Here is a 20,573-nt window from a genome sequence, read left to right as displayed (position 1 = left end):
ATGCAGAACTACGGTATCGCCCACGTCTGGGCGCAAGGGGATTTCGTGACGCGCGGCATCGCGCTCGCGCTGTTGATCATGTCGGTGCTGTCGTGGTGCGTGATCGTCGTGAAGGGCTGGAATGTCGCGCGCCTCAAACGCCTCACGAAGAACGCCGAGCAGCAGTTCTGGCACTCGGACGATCTCGCCGACGGTGTGAAGAAGCTCGGCAGCGGCTCGCGCGAAGACAACCCGTTCCTCGCGCTTGCACTGTCGGGCCAGGAAGCCGCCGATCACCATCATCAGACGCAGCCGCATCTGCACGACCGCATGGACGTGTCAGACTGGGTCACGCGCTGCCTGAAGGACACGATGGACGAGTCGGTCGCGAAGATGCAAAGCGGCCTCGCCATTCTCGCCTCGATCGGCAGCACGGCGCCGTTCGTCGGCCTGTTCGGCACGGTGTGGGGAATCTATCACGCACTGCTTACGATTGGCGCGACGGGTCAAACCTCGATCGACGCCGTGGCCGGCCCGGTGGGCGAAGCGCTCATCATGACCGCCTTCGGCCTGTTCGTCGCGATTCCCGCCGTGCTCGGCTATAACGCCCTCACCCGCGCCAACAAGGCGATCGTCACGAAGCTCAACCGCTTCGCGCACGGCCTGCATGCCTTCTTCGTGACGGGCGCGCGCCTCACCTCGACCGCACGTGGCGGCGCGAAGGAAGGCAACACGAGCAACCTGCGTGTCGCTGCGCGCAGCCACTAAAGAGCGGAGGCAAGCATCATGGCGATGAGCCCCTTTGCCAGCGACGACGACGATGGCCTGATGAACGAGATCAACATGACGCCGCTCGTCGACGTCATGTTGGTTCTCCTGATCGTTTTCATGGTGACGATTCCCGTGATCCGTCACGCCGTGAAGATCGACCTGCCGCATGCGAGCAGCCAGAAGGAAGACGCGAAGCCCGCGCAGATCAACATCTCGATCGAAGCGGACGGCACCGTGCTGTGGGACGGCGCGCAGGTCGACGACGCGGCGCTGAACCAGAAGATCGCAGCAGCCGCGCAAACGACACCGCAACCGGAACTGCATCTGAACGCGGACCGCAAGGTGCAGTACGAACGCGTTGCCCAGGTGATGTCCGCCGCGCAAAGCGGCGGCCTCACGAAGCTCGGTTTCGTCACCGACCCTGCGCATCACTGATCGCGTCACTGCGCGCAGCGCGCAAAATTGAGCGGTACAAAGTAAAAGGCCTTCATCGTCAGATGAAGGCCTTTTTTCGTGCGCACGCGGCGCATTCGGGCGGTGGCGGCGACTCCCCGACAATCGATCGGTTCACGTCGGCACATGCGACTGCCGTGGGCAACACGGACTGCGCTTTCGGCCCTGAAGGCCCACTATGATAGCGGCCATCAATTCCCGCTCAAGACCGGTGCTTGGCGAGAAGGACTTCAATATATTCCTCTCGCTTCGCGCCTACAAGAGTTCGGCCATTGAATGTAGCGATGGCCGCTCACGCTTGAATGCCTAAAAACAAATGGCGCTAAACGTTGCGCACAAATGCACTACGTGAAAACTCAAGTTTCATACAAGCGCACGCGCGTGCACGTTCGCAAAGCTTCATGCCGTTTCGATCCTGCTCGCGCTCTTTGTGCGCGACAACCCAACCTCTCTGCTGGGTGCACTCTGCCCTTCTGCAGGCGCTGCAAGCGCGGCGATCTCGCTTCTCAGCGGACATTCCTGCTGCAAGCCCTTATCGGCATCGAGCACTTCCACGAGGTAATCGACAAAGGCACGCACGGCCGGAACCATGCCCTGGCGCGAGAGAAATACCGCATAGAGCTGCGGCACCGGCAGCGTCCAGCCCGGCATCACCGGTGAAAGCTTGCCCGAGCGCAGCGCAGCGCCGTACATCATCTCCGGCAATGCCGCGATGCCGAGGCCTTCCAGCGCCGCTTCACGGATCGTCGTGAGGTCCGCGGTGATAAGGCGTGGCTCGTGTTCGTGCGAATGTCGCGTGCCATCGGGTGCGATGAGCTGAAACACGTGGCGGCCGTCGCCCGTGGGCGTATCGAGCGTTTCGAAGCGCGTGAGGTCGTCTGGCGTGAGCGGCGGCGCGTTCTGCGCGAGCAGGCTCGGCGCGCCCACCAGCATCTGCTCGGTGCGCCACAGCGGACGCACCACGATATTGGCGTTCTGCGGCGGCTCCGAGCGCACGCGCAGCGCGATATCCACCGAATCTTCGAACAGGTCGATTACGCGGTTCGTCACGCGCATCACCACCCGCACCTCGGGGTAGCGATGCATGAATTCCGGAATGACCTGCGAAAAGATCGTTTGCGAAAGCGTGACGGGCACGCTCACGCGCACCGTGCCGCGCGGCGACGAGCGCAGCGACTGAACGACGTTCACCGCGGCCTGCGCCTCGGCGAGCATCGAGCGGCAATGCTGGTAGAAGAGTTCGCCCGCTTCGGTGAGCGCGAGCTTGCGCGTGGAACGCTGCAGCAGGCGCACGCCGAGCGAGGCCTCGAGTTCGCTCACCCGCCGCGACAGACGCGACTTCGAGATGCCGAGCACGCGTTCGGCAGCGGAAAAGCCGCCATGCTCGATCACCTGCGAAAAGTACATCAGGTCGTTGAGGTTATGCGAATCGATCTTCATGTCGTCGTTCCAGCGATGGGACAATCCATTGCGATGAGGCCGTAAAACAGGCCAAATTGGCTACCTATAATAGCGGTTTGTTTCGCATATAACGCAATTCCCACAATTCGAGGTGATATCCATGACCACGTCCCGTACGATCGAACGCGTGTATCCCGCGGTTCGCACCACCGAGGGTGGCGGATTCATCGTCCATCGGCCGTTTCCGACCCGCCAGCTGATGGACTTCGATCCGTTCCTGCTGCTCGACGAGATGGGCCCCGTCGATTACGCGCCCGGCGAGGCCAAGGGCGCGCCCGATCATCCGCACCGCGGCTTCGAAACCGTCACCTATATGGTCGAAGGCCGCTTCGGCCACAAGGACTCGGCGGGCCATTCGGGCACGCTGCGCCCCGGCGACGTGCAATGGATGACGGCCGGCGCGGGCGTGATCCACAGCGAGATGCCCGACCCCGAATTCACGCGCACGGGCGGCCGCATGCATGGCCTGCAGTTGTGGGTGAATCTGCCCGCGCGCGACAAGATGATGGCGCCGCGCTACCAGGAACTGCCCACGGAGCAGATTCCGGTGGGCCGCTCGAAGGACGGCAAAGTCTCGGTGAAGGTGATTGCCGGCGAAGCGCTGGGCGCGAAGGCCGCGATCGAAACGCGCACGCCCATCCTTTACCAGCACTTCACGCTCGCGCCCGGCGCGCGCGTGGAGCAACCAGTGCCAAGCGACTATCGCGTGTTTGCGTACGGCCTCTCGGGCACGGGTCTGTACGGGCCCGACGCGCGAGCGATCGATGCCCAGCAGATGGTGACCTTCGCGAGCGACGGCGACACCGTCACGCTCGCCGCCCCGGCCGACGCGAGCGCGCCGATCAGCGTCCTGTTGATCGGCGGCGTGCCGCTGAACGAGCCGGTCGTGCGCTACGGCCCGTTCGTGATGAACACGGAGCAGGAGATCCGCCAGGCCGTGCTCGACTATCAGGCCGGGCGCATGGGGCGCATCGCGCACTGAATCCGGGTTGCGCCGGGACGCGGGTTTCCGAAGCATCGCTACCGGCCCGCCCGCTTTCCGTCACAATAAGGTTTGCGGGGCGCGCACCACAGGTTGCGCGTCCGTCCCTCTTTAACCGTCCCGTCCGCGAGGAGCGCATGGCCGAACCCGCAGTCACCGCACACATTGGCTCGACGAACTATCAGGTCCAGTTCGACGACGGCACCCACACCTGGATCGCCGACGAACCCGCCTCGCTCGGCGGCGGCGACCGCGGACCGTCGCCCTTCTCGCTCTTGCTCTCGAGCCTTGGCGCCTGCACCTCCATCACGCTGAAGATGTATGCGCAGCGCAAGGAGTGGCCACTCGAAGGCGTACGCGTGAAGCTCGCGATGGAAACCGGCAGCGAAGGCACGAAGATCGACCGCCAGATCGTGCTCGAAGGCGCGCTCACCGAAGAGCAGCGCGAGCGCCTGCTGCAGATCGCCAACGCCTGCCCGGTCCACAAGGTCCTCACGAACACGATCACGATCCGCACGGGTCTCGTCGTCGCTTGAGCGGCGGCGCGCGGACACAGACACAGGAAGGCGCCGCCTTGAATTTTGAACACCTCATCCAGATCAACGATCCGCTGAACCCGCTCGTCGAGGCCATGACGCGCGAGCAGCTCTGGGAAGGGCTCGTGCTGCGCGCCGAGCAGCCGCAGCTCTTCGTGATCGGGCTCGACAGCTGCACGATCCTCTCGCGCACCGAGAGCACGATGGAGCGCGAGTTGCACTATGGCCACGCCACGGTACGCGATCGCGTCACGCTCACGCCTAATGAGAGCGTGCGCTACGACATCATGGCGACCGCCGAGTACGTGGGTGGCTCGCTCACGATGACGATCGAGCAGCCCGATCCGCTGCAGCTCTTTCTGCGCTTCGAGTACCGCACGACGCTGCCGACCGCCGATACCGAGGACGACCGGCAGACTTCCGAGATCGTGAAGTCGGCCTATCGCGAGTCGGACATCGACACCGTGCGTCTCATCCGCCAGTTCGTGCAGGGCGACGGCAGCGCGCCGAACGCGCTGCACTGAAGCCCCCGGCGCTTGCCCTCCCGCCCTGCGCGGCACGGCAAGCGCCGATTCACGCTACCGCCCGCTTCGCCTCAGGCTATCGGCATTCGATTTCGATGAATATCTCATAGTTGAAAATACGAACGATTATCATTTAGAATTGATCCATCGAATCGAGACAAAGACGTCACGTTCATGACCGAACTGAACCGCACCTCCACGCTAAGCTTGCGCCGCAACGGCGGCTCGGCATTGACCAGCGCGCGGCCGAAGCCTGCCGTCGCAGAGCCCAAGCCGCGCAGGAGCGCCGAGCCGGCGGTCGCCGCGGCAAGCGACGAGAGGAAACTGGATAGCGCGGCGCTGCTGCAAGGCCGCAGCCATGTGAGCATCATGCACAACGGCGAAACGTATCAGCTGCGGGCCACCCGGCTCGGCAAGCTGATCCTGACGAAATAGGCTTCAAGCAGTTTTCAACCGGGTATTGTGGGGACCGCCTCCACCGAGAGGCGTTGGGGCATTAGCCAGCAACGACGGCTTGCACGCGAGATCTAGACCCCTTCGTGCAGACATCCTTCAAGCTTCAAGCCGGCCGTCGAAGCAAGCCACGCCATTTTTTTGTTCTCATACCTCTGTGTCGATCCTGAGTTGGCGCTTTAGCGCTTACTCCGGTCCCATGCAAAGCACGGGGCGGCGCGCGAAGCGTGAGCCGCCCGAGACAAGCGCCGCGGCATCCGTCCGCGGCTTTTGTTTTTTCTGGCGTCGCCAGGCGCGACGATGGATGGGCTTACTCCACCCCGAGCGCCGCTATGCCCGCACGCGCAATGGCGGCATCCTGATCGGACTTCACGCCCGAGACCCCGACCGCGCCAATCACGTCGCCGTTCACGCTCACAGGTACGCCGCCTTCCAGCATGCCGGTGAGCGGCGCACTCAGGAACGCCGTGCGGCCCTGCTTGATCACGTCCTCGTACATCTTGCTCTCGCGGCGGCCCAGCGACGCAGTGCGGGCCTTGGCCACGGCGATCTCCGCGCTGACGGGCGCGGCGCCGTCGAGGCGGCGCAAATACAGCAGATGGCCGCCGTCATCGACGATGGCGATCGTCACGTTCCATTCATTCGAGCGGGCGTGCGCGACGGCCGCGTCGGCTACCCGGATCACGTCTTCATCGGTCAGTACTGCTCGCGTTCGCATGCGTCTCTCCGAAAAGTCAAAAACCGGGTTTGGCGAAATCGCCAACCCGGTTTTGAGAGTAACACCCAGACTTGTGCCGCGACGCAATGATCCCTCGTATGTCGCCTATATCAGCGGCAGATGAAGAAACGCCGCAGCATGCTCAGCGCACCCAGCCCCAGAACATGAGCCACCACGCGCTGTCCACCACGGCGAGCGCGAGCGCGAAGCCCGCGAGCGCGAGCGCGCGCTGCCAGAACCGCGAACTGTAGCGCCCCGTTACGCGCCACGCGAGCCAGGCGCTCCAGAGGTTCGTGATGACCAGAATCGCAATGCGCACCTCGGCGGCCCAGTCGAGCGGCACGTGCTCCGCGCGCAGCAGCGAGAGCGTCGTGGCCGACAGGCCGAGGAACACGCCCGCCCCCGCCAGCGGGATCAGCGACTGCGCGAAGTGATGCACACGCCGCATCTCGAAACGCCCGAGCACGGCAGTCGAGCCCGCGAGGATCGCGAGCAGCACCGTGCCATAGACGAGCCCCGTCGCGACGATATAACCGACGATCATCGCGCCGTCGAGCCACGAGAACACGTCGTTCTGCGCCGGGTAATGCGTGAGCAGGAACCACGGCGCGTTGGTGTCGAGCGGCCACGTGATGTCGCGGTCGATGAGCCAGCCCGCTAGCCACTGCTTGATGCCGATGAACCACGGCGAGCCGGTCCAGTGGAAAGCGCCGATCGCCACGCCCAGCAGGCCGTAGAGAATCAGTGCCGTGTCCCACGCGCTGGCCTGGCTGTCGCCGAGTTCGACCACTTCTTCCGCCGGCGAGCGCCACGAGAGCGCGATGGCGTCGCGGTGGCCGCTGCAGCGACCGCACATGTGGCACTGCGCCGCGCCCTTCATGTTGCGCAGCGGCACGAGCGGCGCGCAGTTCACGGGAATCACGCGATGCCCGCCGTGCTCGCCGTGTGTGTAGGAGTTGCGCCAGGCGTCTTCGTCGACCTTGTAGCGAAACGGCGCGAGACGCGCCAAAAGCGCAAAAACCCCGTTCACGGGGCAGAGATACTTGCACCAGACGCGCTTTTCGCGCCCGTACAGAAAGCCGATCACCATCGCGCCGAGCGTCGATCCGCCCAGCACCAGCAGCACCGCCTTGGGGTACTGGTAGACGCTCACCATCTGTCCGTAGATCGTGGTGAGACCGAAGGCCACGAAAGGCCAGCCGCCCCAGCGCATCCAGTGCGGGATGGCGCGACCCCGGCCGAACTTGCTGGCGAACTCGGTGAGCGCGCCTTCGGGGCAGAGCACGCCGCACCACACGCGGCCGAGCATCACCATCGAGAGCAGCACGAACGGCCACCAGATGCCCCAGAACACGAACTGCGCCGCGAGCGTGAGGTTGTTCCACAGGTGCGCCGTGTCGCCGGGCAGCGGCATCGCCGCCGGCACGAGAATCAGGAACGCGTAGACAGCGACCACGGCCCACTGCACGGCGCGGATCGCCGCGCCGTGACGTTGCATCCACTGGCCCGCCTGGGCGAGCTTGCCAGGGCGCCCGTTTGCCTGCGTCGGGCGAGCGGATGCACAACTCATGCTGCCTTCCTCTTCGCAACCGCACCCGCGCGGCCGGTGGCGCGCCGCACGAGGAACCACACCACGAGCCAGTAGACGGCGTAGGCGATCAGGTTCATGAGCGCCGGATGCGCGCGGTAGCCCGTGAGCGTCGCGACGAGCGAGCCGAAGGTGCTCGAGTCGTCGAGGATCGCCGAGGAGTTCCACACCTGGTCGACGAGGGTCGGCAGGATTTCCTTGTCGATCAGCTTGTCCACGCCGCTCTGGAACAGACCCGCGCCGAGGAACAGCAGCATGATCTCGGTGACGCGGAAGAAGTGCCGCCACGAGAAGATCTTGCCGCCCAGTTGCAGGAGATAGAACGTGAGAAACGCAAGCGCGAGGCCGATCAGCACCGCGAGGTACTGACTCGCGTCCACATGGCCCGACTGGCCGAAGCCGAGGCCGTAGAGAAAGATCACCGTCTCGCTGCCCTCACGCGCGATGGCAAGCGCGACAAGAATCGTCACGCCCCACCAGTTCGCGTCGCGCGTGCTCTGTTCCAGCGACTCTTCCATCTCGCGCTTGAGCGTGCGGCCGTGCTGCTTCATCCACAGCACCATCTGCACGATCAGCACGCACGCCACCAGCACCATGCCGGTCTGAAAGTAGTCCTGCGCGTCGCCCGACAGGACTTCGGTAAAGCCGACCAGCGCCGCGCCGAGGCCGATGGCGGCAAGAATGCCGAGCGCCACGCCGCCCCACAGGTACGGCACGCCGCGCCGCGCATCCGCGTCGCCGTTTTTCAGCCACGCATAAAGAATCCCGACGACGAGCAGCGCCTCGACGCTCTCCCGCCATACGATGAACATCACCTGACCCATTCAACACCTCCTGCTACCGGCGATACGCGCCAGCGGCCTGACTTCTCAATGCTCACTTGGCGACGATCACGCCCTGCGCCTGCTGATGGAAATCGTCGAAAAACTTGTACTCGCCCGGATCGAGCGGGGCGATCACGACGAACGAGTCCGCGCCCGGCGCCAGCACCTTCTCCTTGCGCAGCTGCACGCTCTCGAACTCCGCCGCGCCCTTGCCCGTATTGCGCACCTCGATCTTGATGCGCTTGCCCGCCGGCACTTCGATGCGCGCGGGGTTGAGCTTGCCGTCGGTCATTTCGAGCTTGAACGTGGGCAGATCTTCGGCGTGCGCCGTCGTGGCCACGCCCGCCAGCGACACCGCAAAAGACGCGCTGAGCGCGAGCGCCGCAAACTTCCGCATTTCAGTCATTGGTTTTACCTGCTCCTTGCTGCCATTCATGCGGCGGCGCTGCACAAGATGCGCGCCGCCGCCCGAGCTGCCTCGCGACGGCTTAGTAGCCGCCCTTCTTGCCGATGCCCGCGAACGGGAAATCGTATTCCAGCGTGACCGGCTTGAACCACGGGCCCACGCCCGTTTCCTTGTCGACGTGACGGCCGAACGCCATGTGGCCCGTCTGCATCGGCGCGTCCACGATCAACTTGAGGTGGTACTTGCCGGGACCGGCCAGCTTCACGTTGTCGCCATAGTGCGGGCCGTCGTTCGCAACCATCGGCATCAGGTCGCCCTTTTGCACATAGCTCGAACCCGGCTTCGTCAGTTCGTAGTGAACCTGCAGATACGGCATCCAGTCACCTTCGGCGAAGCCGGTGGGGTTGTTCTTGACCGCGTGGATGTCCGATTCGAGGTGAATATCGGAATCCGATGCCTTGCGCATCATGCCTTCCGGCTCCATCGTGATCGGCTGCAGATAGACCGCGCCGATCTCCATGCCGCTCTGGATTGCTTGCTTGCCGATCGGGTATTCAGCCGCATTGGCCGCAATTGCCGCCGTGGCGGCCGCGATGACGGCAGCGCCGCGCAAGAGAGTGTGAATCCGCATCGAAACTCCTGGTTTTTATATGAGGGTTACAACCCGCTGAGCCTGCCGCATGCACATGAAAAAGTTAATGCGAACAATTCTCAATAATGGCGGAGTTTAACACCGATGCAGATGAGGGACAAATTCAGCGCCACGAAAAGCCTCAGCGGAACAGGGTTTTAGCAGCGCTTTGTTAACACAGGCTTAGGACGCCTTGCAGCACGATTGCAGGGCCGCGAGTGCTCGAGAGGTAAATGGAATGAATTCTGGATCGAGGCAGGCGCAGAGCGACGTGCATGCCACCCTGCCAGCCCGAACTCACAGCCTGCTCGAAGCCTGTCAGATCGGATGGTCGCCCACGTTCGCCCCGAATACGCGCCGGCGCAGCACGGCGAGCTGGTCGCGCGTCTGCGCGGCTTTCTCGAATTCGAGGTTCTTCGCGTAGTCCATCATCTGCTTTTCGAGCTTCCTGATTTCCTTGGCGATCTGCTTCTCGGACATGTCCTCGAACTTCGCTCGCTCCTGCTCCTCGCGCAGTTCGGCGCGGGCATCATCGACGTTGTAGACGCCGTCGATGATGTCCTTGATGCGCTTGACCACGCCGCGCGGCACGATGCCGTTCTCCTCGTTGAAGGTGATCTGCTTGGCGCGGCGGCGCTCGGTTTCGTCGATCGCTCGCCGCATCGAGTCGGTCATACGGTCGCCGTAGAGGATCGCCTTGCCGTTCACGTTGCGCGCAGCGCGGCCGATCGTCTGGATAAGCGAGCGCTCGGCGCGCAGGAAACCTTCCTTGTCGGCGTCGAGAATCGCCACGAGCGAGACCTCGGGAATGTCGAGGCCCTCGCGCAGCAGGTTGATGCCCACGAGCACGTCGAACGTGCCCAGACGCAGGTCGCGGAGGATCTCCACACGCTCGACCGTGTCGATGTCGCTGTGCAGATAGCGCACCTTCACGCCGTGGTCGGCCAGGAACTCGGTGAGCTGCTCGGCCATGCGTTTGGTGAGCGTGGTAACGAGCACGCGCTCGCCCACGGCCACGCGCTCGTTGATCTCGCCGAGCACGTCGTCGACCTGGGTCGATGCGGGCCGCACTTCGATCATCGGGTCGACCAGGCCCGTGGGCCGCACGACCTGCTCGGCGATCTGGCCCGTCACCCTCTTCTCGTAGTCGGCCGGCGTGGCCGAGACGAATACCACCTGGCGCATCTTGCGCTCGAACTCGTTGAACTTGAGCGGCCGGTTATCCAGCGCCGAAGGCAGCCGGAAGCCGTAATCGACGAGATTTTCCTTGCGCGCGCGGTCGCCGTTGTACATGCCGTTGAACTGGCCGATCAGCACGTGCGATTCGTCGAGGAACATCATGGCGTCGGTCGGCAGGTAATCGACGAGCGTGGGCGGCGGCTCGCCGGGCAGCGCGCCCGAAAAGTGCCGCGAGTAGTTCTCGATGCCCTTGCAGAAGCCCAGCTCCTGAAGCATTTCCAGATCGAAGCGCGTGCGCTGCTCGAGGCGCTGCGCCTCCACGAGCTTGCCTTCCGTATGGAAGAACTCGAGGCGCTCGCGCAATTCCAACTTGATGGTTTCGACGGCGCGCAGCACGGTCTCGCGCGGCGTGACGTAGTGCGACGACGGATACACCGTAAAGCGCGGAATCTTCTGGCGCACGCGGCCCGTGAGCGGATCGAAGAGCTGCAGCGTTTCCACTTCGTCGTCGAACAGTTCCACGCGCACGGCCATTTCGGCGTGCTCGGCCGGGAAAATGTCGATGGTGTCGCCGCGCACGCGGAAGGTGCCGCGCTGGAAGTCCTGCTCGTTGCGCGTGTATTGCATGGCGATCAGGCGCGCGATGACGTCGCGCTGGCCGAGCTTGTCGCCGTGGCGCAGGGTGAGAATCATCTGGTGGTATTCGGACGGATTGCCGATACCGTAGATCGCCGAGACCGTCGCGACGATCACCACGTCGCGCCGCTCCATCAGGCTCTTGGTGGCCGAAAGCCGCATCTGCTCGATGTGCTCGTTGATCGACGAATCCTTCTCGATGAAGAGATCGCGCTGCGGCACATAGGCTTCCGGCTGGTAGTAGTCGTAGTACGAGACGAAGTACTCGACAGCGTTGCGCGGAAAAAACTCGCGGAATTCGGCGTAGAGCTGCGCGGCGAGCGTCTTGTTCGGCGCGAACACGATGGTCGGGCGGCCGAGGCGCGCGATGGTGTTCGCCATCGTATAGGTCTTGCCCGAGCCCGTCACGCCGAGCAGCGTCTGGAACGAGAGGCCGTCTTCCACGCCTTCCACGAGCGTTTCGATGGCCGTAGGCTGGTCGCCTGCCGGCAGGTACGGCTGGTAGAGCTGGAACGGCGAGCCTTCGTACTGGACGAATTTCGACTCGTCGAGCGCGGGCGCGTCGGCGACGGTGTGGTCGGACATGTGGGGCATCCTGTGCGCGAAGCAAACAACTATTCTAGCGTCTCGCCGGATCTTGCCGAGGGGCGAGCCTGGGTGGCCCTGGGTGGGTCTGGATGCTAGATGGGGTGCGGCGGGCGGTGCTGCAAGGGCCGCCCGCAGCGGCGACGGTCGACGGGCGGCGAACGCTGCGCAACGACGCGCCAGAAATCGCCCAATCGTGCCGGAAATAGCCCTGAAAACGGCGCGGAGAATGCCAAATCCGCGGAAATCCCGCTTGAGGATTCGTTACAATAGCGAGTTCCGTGGCCGATGCAGCATGTGGCCCAACCGATCTTCCTTCACTTTTGCCGAACGATCATGTCCCTCTTTTCCGCTGTCGAACTCGCCCCCCGCGACCCGATCCTGGGTCTGAACGAAGCCTATAACGCCGATGCGCGCGCGACCAAGGTGAACCTCGGCGTGGGCGTGTACACCAACGAGGAAGGCAAGATTCCGCTGCTGCGCGCCGTGCGCGAAGCAGAACAGGCCCGCGTGGAAGCCGGTCTGCCGCGCGGCTACCTGCCGATCGAAGGTCTCGGCGCGTATGACGCCGCGGTGCAAAAGCTGCTGCTCGGCGACGACTCGCCGCTGATCGCCGCGGGCCGCGTCGTCACGGCGCAGGCGCTGGGCGGCACGGGCGCGCTCAAGATCGGCGCCGACTTCCTCAAGCGCGTGAACCAGAGCGCCAAGGTCGCGATCAGCGACCCGAGCTGGGAAAACCACCGCGCCCTGTTCGAAAGCGCGGGTTTTGAAGTCATCGCGTATCCGTACTACGACGCGCAAACCAACGGCGTGAACTTCGAGGGCATGCTGAGCGCGTTGAACGGCTACGCCGCCGGCACCGTCGTCGTGCTGCACGCGTGCTGCCACAACCCGACCGGCGTCGACCTCACGATCGACCAGTGGAAGCAGGTCATCGAGGTCGTGAAGGCGCGAGGCCTCGTGCCGTTCCTCGACATCGCCTATCAAGGCTTCGGCGACGGCATCGCGGAAGACGGCGAAGTCGTGCGCCTCTTCGCCGCTTCGGAACTCAACGTGTTCGTCTCGTCGTCGTTCTCGAAGTCGTTCTCGCTGTACGGCGAGCGCGTGGGCGCGCTGTCGATCCTCACGAGCAGCAAGGAAGAGTCGTCGCGCGTGCTCTCGCAACTCAAGCGCGTGATTCGCACGAACTACTCGAACCCGCCGACGCACGGCGGCTCGGTGGTCGCAGCCGTGCTCGGCTCGGCCGACCTGCGCGCCATGTGGGAAGTGGAACTCGGCGAAATGCGCAACCGCATCCGCGCGATGCGCACGGGCCTCGTCGAGCGCCTCACGGCCGCCGGCGTGGACCGCGACTTCAACTTCATCAACGTGCAGCGCGGCATGTTCTCGTACTCGGGCCTGACCGCTGCACAAGTCGACCGCCTGCGCGAAGAGTTCGGCATCTATGCCGTCAGCACGGGCCGCATCTGCGTGGCCGCGCTGAACACGCGCAACCTCGACGTCGTGGCGAGCGCCGTTGCCCAAGTGCTGAAGTAAGGTCGTTCGCCAGCAAGACAGGCCGCTCCGATGCGGCTTGCTGGCGCGATAAAAAAAGGCGTCCGTTCTTTCGAACGGACGCCTTTTTCTTTGGCGAAGGTTGCGGAAAACTTGCCGGAAAGCGTCAGCCGCCGTGGCCTCGCGAATCGCGATGGATATCGTGCGTAACAAAGCCCGAGTCGTTGTCCGGCTTGTCGAGCCAGCCCGGCTGCGCGAGCGAGGCGCGGATGTCCTGCAAGCCGCTAGTCCAATGCTCGTGCATGGTCGAGAGGCCGAACTGGTAGTCCTTGAAATGCCCCTCGTACTCCTTCTGCCGGTAGATGAGGTGGATCACGTTGTACTTCTTCGAGCACGAAAGCTCGTCCGCCAGCGCGACCCACGGGTCATTGCGATGCTCGGGCGCAACGCGATCGAGGACCTCGCGCAGCACATGCCGGTAACGCTGCGAGCGCTGCAGGATATCGGTCACGAGGCGCGTGCGGCTCGAATACTGAATGTCCTTCACGCGGCCCTGCACGTCGATGAGGTTGTCGGGCACCGGCCCGCGCGCGCTCCAGAGATCGACCTGGAACGCGAGCGTGTCACGCCGCGGCGTGGTCTGGATCACCTCATAGAGCGGCGTGTTCGACATCAGGCCGCCGTCCCAGTAGTACTCGCCGTCGATCTCCACCGCCGCGAAGCCCGGCGGCAGCGCGCCCGAGGCGATGAAATGCTCGGGCCGCAAGGTCGTGGTCTTGTTGTCGAAATAGACGAAGTTGCCGCTGCCCACGTTGACCGCGCCCACTGACACGCGCGTTTCGCCCGAGTTGATGCGTTCGAAGTCGCACAGGCGTTCCAGCGTGGCCTTGAGGGGCTTCGTGTCGTAGTAGCTGGCCGTTTCGGGCGAACCCGATCCGTTGGGCAGCGGCGGCGGAAAGCGCGGCACGAAAAAGCCCTTCTGCCCTTCCACGATCGCGCCTGCCGCCTGCATGGCCGTGAAGGTCTTGCGCACGGCGGCGTTCGCATTGAACAGCGCATGCTCGACGAAGGGCGGCAACGGGAAGCTGAAGGCGGGCTGGCAGATCGTCTCCCAGAACTCGCGCAGCCGCGCCACGCGATGTTCGGGCGCATTGCCCGCGATGATGGCCGTATTGAGCGCGCCGATCGAGATACCCGCGATCCAGTTGGGCGCGATGCCGGCCTCGACGAGCCCTTCGTACACGCCCGCCTGATACGCGCCGAGCGCACCGCCCCCCTGCAGCGTGAGCGCGATGGTTTCCCATTCTTTCGCTTCCGCGCCGCAGTGCGAAACATGCGGCTGCGGTGCGTTCCCGATACGCGCGCCGGTATGCGCGCCGACCTCGTCGTCGACTGCGCTCGACTGGACCTGCCCCTTCTTGCGTTGCGCCATTGCCGCGCCTCCTCGCCCCAATGCCTGCGTTATTGCATGAACCAGCCGTGGCTCACCACGAAGGACTGGCCCGTAAACGCTGCGCTCGGGAACGCCGAGAGGAACAGCACGGTTTGCGCGACGTCCTCGACGGTCGTGAAAATGCCGTCCACCGTGCCGCCGAGCATCACGCGCTTGACCACTTCTTCCTCGGAGATGCCGAGTTCCTTCGCCTGCTCGGGAATCTGCTTTTCCACGAGCGGCGTGCGCACGAAGCCCGGACACACCACATGCGAGCGCACGTTGTGCTTGCCGCCTTCCTTGGCGAGCACGCGCGCGAGGCCGAGCAGCGCGTGCTTGGCCGCGACATAGGCCGACTTGAGCGGCGACGCTTCGTGCGAATGCACCGATCCCATGTAGATCACGACGCCGCCGCGGTCGTCCTTGTACATGTGCTTGAGCACCGCCTTGGTGGTGAGGAACGCGCCGTCCACGTGGATGGCCTGCATCTTCTTCCAGTCGGAGAACGCGTAGTTCTCGATCGGGTTCACGATCTGGATGCCGGCGTTCGAGATCAGGATATCCACCGGGCCGAGTTCAGCCCCAACGCGGTCGATGCCCTGATTCACGGCCTCTTCACTCGTGACATCCATGGCGACGCCGATGGCCTTGCCGCCTGCGCCCTTGATCTCCTCGGCCACGGCGTCCGCACCGCTCTGGTTCAGGTCGGCGATGGCGACAGCGGCGCCCGCCTGCGCGAGCGTGAGGGCAATCTGCTTGCCAATGCCGCTGGCCGCGCCGGTAACGACGGCGACCTTGCCATCGAGTTTCGTGTTCAGGGAGAGAGACGACATCGGGCACCTCCAGGTGAGTGAACGGGACAGGATGAAACCTCGGAGCGCGCGCCGTCAAACCTGACGAATGGCGTATGCCATCCGGCCGGATGTTGCGTCGCGGCCAACCAGGCTATTGTGCATGAAGGCGCCTCGTCGAAGCATCGAGCACGACAGGCAAAAGCGAGTTTCGCCGCACTGCAAGGCGCGGCGCGCGCGGCGCAAGCCGTTCAGCAGCAACGGCCAAGTCGTGCTAGGTTTATCGGCTCACAAGGAGGCGTTAATGAACTATCGGCGACTGGGCCGCTCAGGCCTGCAGGTAAGCGAACTGTCCATCGGCTCGTGGGTCACCTACGGCAACCAGGTCGACGCCAGGCTCGCGCGCGAATCGCTCGCGGCGGCGCGCGACGCGGGCATCAACTTCTTCGACAACGCCGAGGCCTACGCCGGCGGCAAGTCGGAAGAGCTCATGGGCCAGGCGCTCAAGGAGCTCGCGTGGCCGCGCGTGAGCTATGTGGTCTCGACCAAGTTCTACTGGGGCTTGAACGAAGCGCCCAACCAGTACCACACGCTCAACCGCAAGTACCTCATGGACGCCATCGACGGCTCGCTCAAGCGGCTGCAGCTGGATTATGTCGATCTCGTGTTCTGCCACCGCCCCGACCCGAACACGCCGGTCGAGGAAACCGTCTGGGCGATGAGCGACATGATCACGCGCGGCAAGGCGCTCTACTGGGGCACCTCGGAGTGGAGCGCCGACGAAATCCGCGCCGCGTGGGAAATCGCGGAGCGCCATCACCTGCACAAGCCGGCCATGGAGCAGCCGCAATACAACCTGTTCCACCGCACCCGCGTGGAAGACGAATACCGTCGGCTCTACGAGGACATCGGCCTCGGCCTCACCACATGGAGCCCGCTCGCCTCGGGTCTGCTCACCGGCAAGTACCGCGGCGGCGTGCCGTCGGGCAGCCGCGCGGAACTGCAGGGCTACGACTGGCTGCGCAAGAACGTCACCGACCCCGACAAGAACGAGATCGTCGGCAAGCTCGCCGAATTCGCGAAACAGCTCGACTGTTCGGTGGGACAACTGGCGCTCGCGTGGATCCTGAAGAATCCGCGCGTGAGCACGGTCATCACCGGGGCCTCGCGCATCGAGCAGATCGGCGAAAACATGAAAGCGCGCGACGTGGCGGAAAAGATCACGCCGGACATCAAGGCGCAGATCGAGGCGATCGTCGGCGACGCTTACGACTGACGTAGCGCGCATGCCCGGAAGGCGCGGCGCGGCCGAAACCGTGGGGTGGGCTCGCGCGCCGGCGTAGCCGGCCGGGCGGCGTACTGCGGGTCACGTATTGCGGTGGCGTACTTGCTGTGGCGTACAATACGCGGCCTCGCAGGCGCCGCCGTCATCGCGCCGCCGCTGCCGTCTTCCCCGTTCTCACCGGACCTCGTGTCCCGTCCATCATGCTGAGCTACCGTCACGCCTTCCACGCCGGCAATCATGCCGATGTCCTGAAACACGCCGTCGTCGTGCAACTGCTGCATTACCTCAGCAAGAAGGACAAGGCGTACTGGTACATCGACACCCACGCGGGCGCCGGCGCCTATGCATTGCGCGAAGGCTACGCGACGAAGAACGCCGAGTTCGACACCGGCATCGGCAAGCTGTGGGGCCGCAACGACCTGCCTGCGGCGCTCGCCGACTACGTCGACGAAGTGGCGGCGCTGAACCCCGACGGTGAGTTGCGCTTCTACCCCGGCTCGCCCTATCTCGCCTGGCGTCTCATGCGCGAGCAGGACCGCATGCGGCTGTTCGAATTGCACAGCACGGAAATCGACGTGCTGCGCCACCGCTTCCACGACGCGGGCCGCCGCGTAATGATCTACGCGGGCGACGGCTTCGACGGCATCAAGCCGCTCCTGCCCCCGCCGCCGCGCCGGGCGCTCGTGCTGATCGACCCGTCTTTCGAGGACAAGCGCGACTACGCGCGCACGCTGGCGTGCGTCGAGGAAAGCCTCAAACGCTTCGCGAACGGCACGTACGCGGTCTGGTATCCGCAGGTCACGCGTCCCGAATCGCAGCGCTTCCCGGAGCAGCTCAAGCGCCTGCAGAACAAGAACTGGCTGCACCTCACGCTTTCGGTGAGCAACCCGCCAGAAGACGGCTTCGGCCTTTACGGCAGCGGCATGTTCATCCTGAACCCGCCCTACACGCTCGAAGCGGCGATGAAAGAGGCGCTGCCGTGGCTCGTGAAAACGCTCGGCCAGGACGCCGGCGCACAATTCAGGATCGAGTCGCGCGGCGACTGAGCCCGCGGACTCAACCCCGCACGAGCGGCGTCACTGCCCGGACGGCAGCGGCTGGGGAAGCGGCGGCGTTGGACGATGATGCGGGGGACGCGGCGGCGGAGTCGGCCGCCCGCCGCCCTGCTGCACTTCCACGTACGGCGCGACGACGTAGGGCTGCGACGAATCCGGTGCGAGACCCGCCGGTTGCACCGCCTGAACCATCGGCTCGTGCGAGAGGGGCGCGTTTTGCAGCACCAGCCCCGGTTGGCCGTCGCTAATCCCTCTTTGTGTATCCAGAATGAGCGGCTGCCCGGCATGTGCGCCGGCGCTGGCGCACGCCATGACAACGGCGATCAGACCCGCACGCGTAACAGAAAAACGACGCAACACGCGGCGAGGCGACACGGACGTGCGGTGGGAAATGCGGTCTTGCACCATGAACGGCCCCCGGAGAGAAAGCGACACCATTGCTATGACGGCTCGTCGCAAAAAAGACTTTACCTTACCCCGGTGGGAAGGCTCAGACTCTGTTCCATCGGCCATCGGCGGTGCAGAAATGACAAAGCCCCGCCAATGCGGGGCTTGAGATAGTGCGGCTCCAACCGGACTGAAGCCCGGTTGAAACTGGCTTACAGCGAGTTGTAGCCGTTCGATTCGATCGTACGAATGCGCTGCTCGAGCTGCACCATATCGGCGGACGATGCGAGATACGCTTCGCGGCGACGACGTTCGGCAGTTTCAAACCAGTTGCTCAGCTTTTCAAGAAGGAATGCAAACATGATGGTGTGCTCCAAGGATTCGGTTCGGCGATCCCCGGTGAAGTCGCATCAGGGATAACCCTCATTAGGGATAACCCGCATTATAACGGTTGCACCGAACTTTGCTAGTGAATTGCCCGAATACCGTGCATTCCAATTTGGAATGACCTTGGAATACGAATCGGCAACATCATGTTTTATCGACACATTTCCCAGCGACTTCGCTGGCGCTTAGGCGCAATCACGCCAAATTGCACTAATACGGTGCACGCAGCCAATGCGGTTGCGTCAATTTGCCCGCCGCGGTTGCACCTGCGTTCAGTGGACGTGGCCCGGCCCGGGGCAGTCTGTCGTGGCAACGTCGGCAAGCCGCTCGATGATCGGGCAGTCGGGCCGGTCATTGCCCTGGCAGTGCGAAGCCAGGTGGGCGAGCGTGTCGCGCATCTGAGAGAGCTCGGCGATGCGCTGGTCGAGTTCGGCGACATGTTCGAGCGCGATCGACTTGACCTCGGCGCTCGCGCGGGAGCGGTCGTGCCAGAGCGCCAGCAGGCGCCGGATGTCCTCCACCAGAAAACCAAGCCGGCGCGCCTGGCGGATGAAGCGCAGCGAATGCACTTCCTCCGCGCCATAGACCCGGTAGCCGGACTCCGTGCGCCCTTTGGGCGCCAGCAGCCCGACGCTTTCGTAGTACCGGATCATTTTTGCCGTAACGCCCGATTCACGAGCCGCTTCGCCGATGTTCACGCCGTTCTCCCGCTGTCTGGTCAATCGTTTGGTCGATGGTTTTGATCGTACACCTTCCCATGATGGGAAGGTCCAGCGCGACAAGCGGTCCCCGCTGGCATAATCCGCCGGCGGCCTCATATCGAGTAGTAACAAGCCTCAATCTCTGAAAAAAGGAACACACGATGATCCAGTTCAACGTCGAAGGCATGAGTTGCCAGCACTGCGTAGGCGCCGTCACGCGCGCGATCCACGAACACGACGCACAAGCCAGGGTCGAGATCGATCTGGCTGCCGGCCGCGTGAAGGTCGAATCGAGCCAGAGCGCCGAAGTCCTGAAGTCGGCGATCGACGAAGCCGGCTACACCGTCGTCGGCACGGCCAGCGTCTGACGGGCCGAGCCATGTTCAAGGTTGCCGTGATCGGCGCGTCTGGCCTGCTCGGGCGCGCCGTGGTGCGCGAACTCGCCGCCGTGACCACCTGGAAAGTCGTGCCGACCGCGTTCCGTCACGGCGGCCCGCAGCAGACTGTGCTCGACGTGCGCGACGCGCAGGCCGTGAACGCCTTCGTCGAGCGCGAGGCGCCCGACGCGATCGTGCTGGCCGCCGCCGAGCGCCGCCCCGACGTGTGCGAGCAAGATCCGGCGGCGGCGCGCGCGCTCAACGTCGATGCGGTGCGCAGCATCGCTGCGGCGGCGCGGCAGCGCGGCGCGTGGGTGCTGTCGATCTCCACCGATTACGTGTTCGACGGCACGCAGCCGCCATACCGCGTCGACGACACGCCGAATCCGCTCAACGCCTACGGCCACAGCAAGCTCGAAGGTGAACGGGCCTTGCTCGAAACCAGCGACAACGCCCTCGTGCTGCGCCTGCCCTTGCTATACGGGCCGATCGTCGGCTGGCACGAATCCGCGGTCACGAGTCTCGTGCCAGCCATCGTCGCTTCGGGAAAGCCCGGGGCGCAGGCGGCACCGATGGACGCGTGGGCCACGCGCTACCCCACTTTCACGCCCGACGTGGCGTTCGTGATCCGCGAACTGTTACTGCGCTGCGCGGATGGCAAGCCCGTGTGCGGGGTCGCGCAGTGGTCCGGCGACGAGCCGATGACGAAGTACGACATCGCCCAATGCATCGCCCAGGCACTTGGCGTAGAGGCGCGTCTGCTCGCCCAGCCGACGCCCACCGACGCCACGCCGCGCCCGCGCGACTGTCATCTCGATTCGAGCCGCCTCGAAACACTGGGGATGGGCCGCCGCACGCCGTTCGACGTGGCGATTCGCGCCGTGCTCGACGCTTTCATGAGAGACGGCGGGCAGCGCAACGCGTAGCGGCGAGCCAGC

General features: G+C 64.5%; 23 protein-coding genes. 11 read left to right on the top strand and 12 right to left on the bottom strand.

Features of this window, described 5'->3' with window-relative positions; genetic code table 11:
* Both M3A49_RS24250 and M3A49_RS24245 read left to right on the top strand, forming a co-directional pair.
* Positions 1-747, top strand: coding sequence for a MotA/TolQ/ExbB proton channel family protein (locus M3A49_RS24250; RefSeq protein ID WP_069262508.1), 747 nt, complete (start codon positions 1-3; stop codon positions 745-747).
* An 18-nt stretch (positions 748-765) separates the two neighbouring features.
* The gene (locus M3A49_RS24245; RefSeq protein WP_254354875.1) at positions 766-1,185 is read left to right on the top strand and encodes an ExbD/TolR family protein; all 420 of its coding nucleotides are present in this window, start codon (positions 766-768) and stop codon (positions 1,183-1,185) included.
* A gap of 417 nt (positions 1,186-1,602) precedes the next feature.
* Here M3A49_RS24245 and M3A49_RS24240 read toward each other — a convergent pair whose 3' ends face one another.
* Positions 1,603-2,643, bottom strand: a complete 1,041-nt coding sequence (locus tag M3A49_RS24240) for a LysR family transcriptional regulator (RefSeq protein ID WP_254354876.1) — start codon at positions 2,641-2,643, stop codon at positions 1,603-1,605.
* A 121-nt stretch (positions 2,644-2,764) separates the two neighbouring features.
* On the opposite strand from M3A49_RS24240, the gene M3A49_RS24235 reads away from it, so the two are divergent.
* From M3A49_RS24235 to hemP, 4 genes are all read left to right on the top strand, one after another.
* Positions 2,765-3,646, top strand: coding sequence for a pirin family protein (locus M3A49_RS24235; RefSeq protein WP_266231350.1), 882 nt, complete (start codon positions 2,765-2,767; stop codon positions 3,644-3,646).
* A 137-nt stretch (positions 3,647-3,783) separates the two neighbouring features.
* Positions 3,784-4,182 (top strand): OsmC family protein, encoded by a 399-nt coding sequence (locus M3A49_RS24230; protein ID WP_028208425.1) that lies wholly within the window; start codon positions 3,784-3,786, stop codon positions 4,180-4,182.
* A gap of 38 nt (positions 4,183-4,220) precedes the next feature.
* A complete protein-coding gene (locus M3A49_RS24225; RefSeq protein ID WP_133183540.1) occupies positions 4,221-4,706 on the top strand; it encodes an SRPBCC family protein in 486 nt (161 codons plus the stop codon).
* Between the two features lie 174 nt (positions 4,707-4,880).
* On the top strand, positions 4,881-5,141 hold the full coding sequence (gene hemP, locus M3A49_RS24220; protein WP_266231349.1) for a hemin uptake protein HemP: 261 nt from the start codon (positions 4,881-4,883) through the stop codon (positions 5,139-5,141).
* Positions 5,142-5,469: 328 nt separating this feature from the next.
* Here the strand turns inward: hemP and M3A49_RS24215 are convergent, their stop codons facing one another.
* The 6 genes from M3A49_RS24215 to uvrB form a co-directional block, all read right to left on the bottom strand.
* A complete protein-coding gene (locus M3A49_RS24215; protein WP_266231348.1) occupies positions 5,470-5,877 on the bottom strand; it encodes a GlcG/HbpS family heme-binding protein in 408 nt (135 codons plus the stop codon).
* 142 nt (positions 5,878-6,019) lie between these two features.
* Positions 6,020-7,447, bottom strand: a complete 1,428-nt coding sequence (locus tag M3A49_RS24210) for a 4Fe-4S binding protein (protein ID WP_266231347.1) — start codon at positions 7,445-7,447, stop codon at positions 6,020-6,022.
* Positions 7,444-8,289 carry an FTR1 family iron permease gene (locus M3A49_RS24205; protein ID WP_266231346.1) on the bottom strand — a complete coding sequence of 282 codons (846 nt, stop codon included), beginning with the start codon at positions 8,287-8,289 and terminating at the stop codon, positions 7,444-7,446. The genes M3A49_RS24210 and M3A49_RS24205 overlap by 4 nt, the downstream gene beginning before the upstream one ends.
* A gap of 52 nt (positions 8,290-8,341) precedes the next feature.
* Positions 8,342-8,695, bottom strand: coding sequence for a cupredoxin domain-containing protein (locus M3A49_RS24200; RefSeq protein WP_266231345.1), 354 nt, complete (start codon positions 8,693-8,695; stop codon positions 8,342-8,344).
* Positions 8,696-8,777: 82 nt separating this feature from the next.
* Positions 8,778-9,326, bottom strand: coding sequence for an iron transporter (locus M3A49_RS24195; protein ID WP_266231344.1), 549 nt, complete (start codon positions 9,324-9,326; stop codon positions 8,778-8,780).
* 318 nt (positions 9,327-9,644) lie between these two features.
* Entirely contained in the window at positions 9,645-11,726 is a 2,082-nt protein-coding gene (gene uvrB / locus M3A49_RS24190; protein ID WP_266231342.1) for an excinuclease ABC subunit UvrB, read from the bottom strand.
* Between the two features lie 336 nt (positions 11,727-12,062).
* Between uvrB and M3A49_RS24185 the strand changes: the two genes are divergently transcribed.
* Positions 12,063-13,262 (top strand): amino acid aminotransferase, encoded by a 1,200-nt coding sequence (locus tag M3A49_RS24185; protein WP_266231341.1) that lies wholly within the window; start codon positions 12,063-12,065, stop codon positions 13,260-13,262.
* A 124-nt stretch (positions 13,263-13,386) separates the two neighbouring features.
* Here M3A49_RS24185 and M3A49_RS24180 read toward each other — a convergent pair whose 3' ends face one another.
* Both M3A49_RS24180 and M3A49_RS24175 read right to left on the bottom strand, forming a co-directional pair.
* Positions 13,387-14,652 carry a patatin-like phospholipase family protein gene (locus tag M3A49_RS24180; protein ID WP_266231340.1) on the bottom strand — a complete coding sequence of 422 codons (1,266 nt, stop codon included), beginning with the start codon at positions 14,650-14,652 and terminating at the stop codon, positions 13,387-13,389.
* A gap of 29 nt (positions 14,653-14,681) precedes the next feature.
* Positions 14,682-15,485 (bottom strand): 3-hydroxybutyrate dehydrogenase, encoded by an 804-nt coding sequence (locus M3A49_RS24175; RefSeq protein ID WP_266231339.1) that lies wholly within the window; start codon positions 15,483-15,485, stop codon positions 14,682-14,684.
* A gap of 262 nt (positions 15,486-15,747) precedes the next feature.
* Between M3A49_RS24175 and M3A49_RS24170 the strand changes: the two genes are divergently transcribed.
* Positions 15,748-16,719, top strand: coding sequence for a potassium channel beta subunit family protein (locus M3A49_RS24170; protein WP_028208437.1), 972 nt, complete (start codon positions 15,748-15,750; stop codon positions 16,717-16,719).
* A 209-nt stretch (positions 16,720-16,928) separates the two neighbouring features.
* On the top strand, positions 16,929-17,774 hold the full coding sequence (locus tag M3A49_RS24165; protein WP_254354889.1) for a 23S rRNA (adenine(2030)-N(6))-methyltransferase RlmJ: 846 nt from the start codon (positions 16,929-16,931) through the stop codon (positions 17,772-17,774).
* Positions 17,775-17,804: 30 nt separating this feature from the next.
* On the opposite strand, the gene M3A49_RS24160 is transcribed toward M3A49_RS24165, so the two are convergent.
* The 3 genes from M3A49_RS24160 to cueR all read right to left on the bottom strand — a co-directional run bounded on the left by M3A49_RS24160 (position 17,805) and on the right by cueR (position 19,255).
* Positions 17,805-18,095 (bottom strand): hypothetical protein, encoded by a 291-nt coding sequence (locus M3A49_RS24160; protein WP_254354890.1) that lies wholly within the window; start codon positions 18,093-18,095, stop codon positions 17,805-17,807.
* A 287-nt stretch (positions 18,096-18,382) separates the two neighbouring features.
* Positions 18,383-18,532: a DUF3563 family protein gene (locus tag M3A49_RS24155; protein WP_081772024.1), complete on the bottom strand. Its 150-nt coding sequence runs from the start codon at positions 18,530-18,532 to the stop codon at positions 18,383-18,385.
* Positions 18,533-18,829: 297 nt separating this feature from the next.
* Positions 18,830-19,255, bottom strand: coding sequence for a Cu(I)-responsive transcriptional regulator (cueR, locus tag M3A49_RS24150; protein ID WP_266231338.1), 426 nt, complete (start codon positions 19,253-19,255; stop codon positions 18,830-18,832).
* A gap of 164 nt (positions 19,256-19,419) precedes the next feature.
* Here cueR and M3A49_RS24145 point away from each other — a divergent pair, with 164 nt between their 5' ends.
* Both M3A49_RS24145 and M3A49_RS24140 read left to right on the top strand, forming a co-directional pair.
* Positions 19,420-19,626: a heavy-metal-associated domain-containing protein gene (locus tag M3A49_RS24145; RefSeq protein ID WP_201698136.1), complete on the top strand. Its 207-nt coding sequence runs from the start codon at positions 19,420-19,422 to the stop codon at positions 19,624-19,626.
* 11 nt (positions 19,627-19,637) lie between these two features.
* The gene (locus tag M3A49_RS24140) at positions 19,638-20,561 is read left to right on the top strand and encodes a dTDP-4-dehydrorhamnose reductase family protein (RefSeq protein WP_266231337.1); all 924 of its coding nucleotides are present in this window, start codon (positions 19,638-19,640) and stop codon (positions 20,559-20,561) included.
* Positions 20,562-20,573 lie beyond the last annotated feature (12 nt).

The sequence above is a fragment of the Paraburkholderia sp. CNPSo 3076 genome, from assembly GCF_026343935.1.
GTDB classification, from domain to species: domain Bacteria; phylum Pseudomonadota; class Gammaproteobacteria; order Burkholderiales; family Burkholderiaceae; genus Paraburkholderia; species Paraburkholderia nodosa.
The sequence above is the reverse complement of the archived record's forward strand: the minus strand, read 5'-3'. Positions and strand labels throughout refer to the sequence as shown.

What these genes read in the sequence shown, in the direction of transcription:
- M3A49_RS24145 (WP_201698136.1), top strand. Translation starts at nt 19,420, where the DNA reads ATGATCCAGTTCAACGTCGAAGGCATGAGTTGCCAGCACTGCGTAGGC.
- M3A49_RS24210 (WP_266231347.1), bottom strand. Translation starts at nt 7,447, where the DNA reads ATGAGTTGTGCATCCGCTCGCCCGACGCAGGCAAACGGGCGCCCTGGC.
- M3A49_RS24250 (WP_069262508.1), top strand. Translation starts at nt 1, where the DNA reads ATGCAGAACTACGGTATCGCCCACGTCTGGGCGCAAGGGGATTTCGTG.
- M3A49_RS24175 (WP_266231339.1), bottom strand. Translation starts at nt 15,485, where the DNA reads ATGTCGTCTCTCTCCCTGAACACGAAACTCGATGGCAAGGTCGCCGTC.
- M3A49_RS24165 (WP_254354889.1), top strand. Translation starts at nt 16,929, where the DNA reads ATGCTGAGCTACCGTCACGCCTTCCACGCCGGCAATCATGCCGATGTC.
- M3A49_RS24245 (WP_254354875.1), top strand. Translation starts at nt 766, where the DNA reads ATGGCGATGAGCCCCTTTGCCAGCGACGACGACGATGGCCTGATGAAC.
- uvrB (WP_266231342.1), bottom strand. Translation starts at nt 11,726, where the DNA reads ATGTCCGACCACACCGTCGCCGACGCGCCCGCGCTCGACGAGTCGAAA.
- M3A49_RS24200 (WP_266231345.1), bottom strand. Translation starts at nt 8,695, where the DNA reads ATGACTGAAATGCGGAAGTTTGCGGCGCTCGCGCTCAGCGCGTCTTTT.
- M3A49_RS24235 (WP_266231350.1), top strand. Translation starts at nt 2,765, where the DNA reads ATGACCACGTCCCGTACGATCGAACGCGTGTATCCCGCGGTTCGCACC.
- M3A49_RS24185 (WP_266231341.1), top strand. Translation starts at nt 12,063, where the DNA reads ATGTCCCTCTTTTCCGCTGTCGAACTCGCCCCCCGCGACCCGATCCTG.
- M3A49_RS24205 (WP_266231346.1), bottom strand. Translation starts at nt 8,289, where the DNA reads ATGGGTCAGGTGATGTTCATCGTATGGCGGGAGAGCGTCGAGGCGCTG.
- M3A49_RS24180 (WP_266231340.1), bottom strand. Translation starts at nt 14,652, where the DNA reads ATGGCGCAACGCAAGAAGGGGCAGGTCCAGTCGAGCGCAGTCGACGAC.
- M3A49_RS24230 (WP_028208425.1), top strand. Translation starts at nt 3,784, where the DNA reads ATGGCCGAACCCGCAGTCACCGCACACATTGGCTCGACGAACTATCAG.
- M3A49_RS24155 (WP_081772024.1), bottom strand. Translation starts at nt 18,532, where the DNA reads ATGTTTGCATTCCTTCTTGAAAAGCTGAGCAACTGGTTTGAAACTGCC.
- hemP (WP_266231349.1), top strand. Translation starts at nt 4,881, where the DNA reads ATGACCGAACTGAACCGCACCTCCACGCTAAGCTTGCGCCGCAACGGC.
- M3A49_RS24170 (WP_028208437.1), top strand. Translation starts at nt 15,748, where the DNA reads ATGAACTATCGGCGACTGGGCCGCTCAGGCCTGCAGGTAAGCGAACTG.
- M3A49_RS24160 (WP_254354890.1), bottom strand. Translation starts at nt 18,095, where the DNA reads ATGGCGTGCGCCAGCGCCGGCGCACATGCCGGGCAGCCGCTCATTCTG.
- M3A49_RS24215 (WP_266231348.1), bottom strand. Translation starts at nt 5,877, where the DNA reads ATGCGAACGCGAGCAGTACTGACCGATGAAGACGTGATCCGGGTAGCC.
- M3A49_RS24240 (WP_254354876.1), bottom strand. Translation starts at nt 2,643, where the DNA reads ATGAAGATCGATTCGCATAACCTCAACGACCTGATGTACTTTTCGCAG.
- M3A49_RS24195 (WP_266231344.1), bottom strand. Translation starts at nt 9,326, where the DNA reads ATGCGGATTCACACTCTCTTGCGCGGCGCTGCCGTCATCGCGGCCGCC.
- M3A49_RS24140 (WP_266231337.1), top strand. Translation starts at nt 19,638, where the DNA reads ATGTTCAAGGTTGCCGTGATCGGCGCGTCTGGCCTGCTCGGGCGCGCC.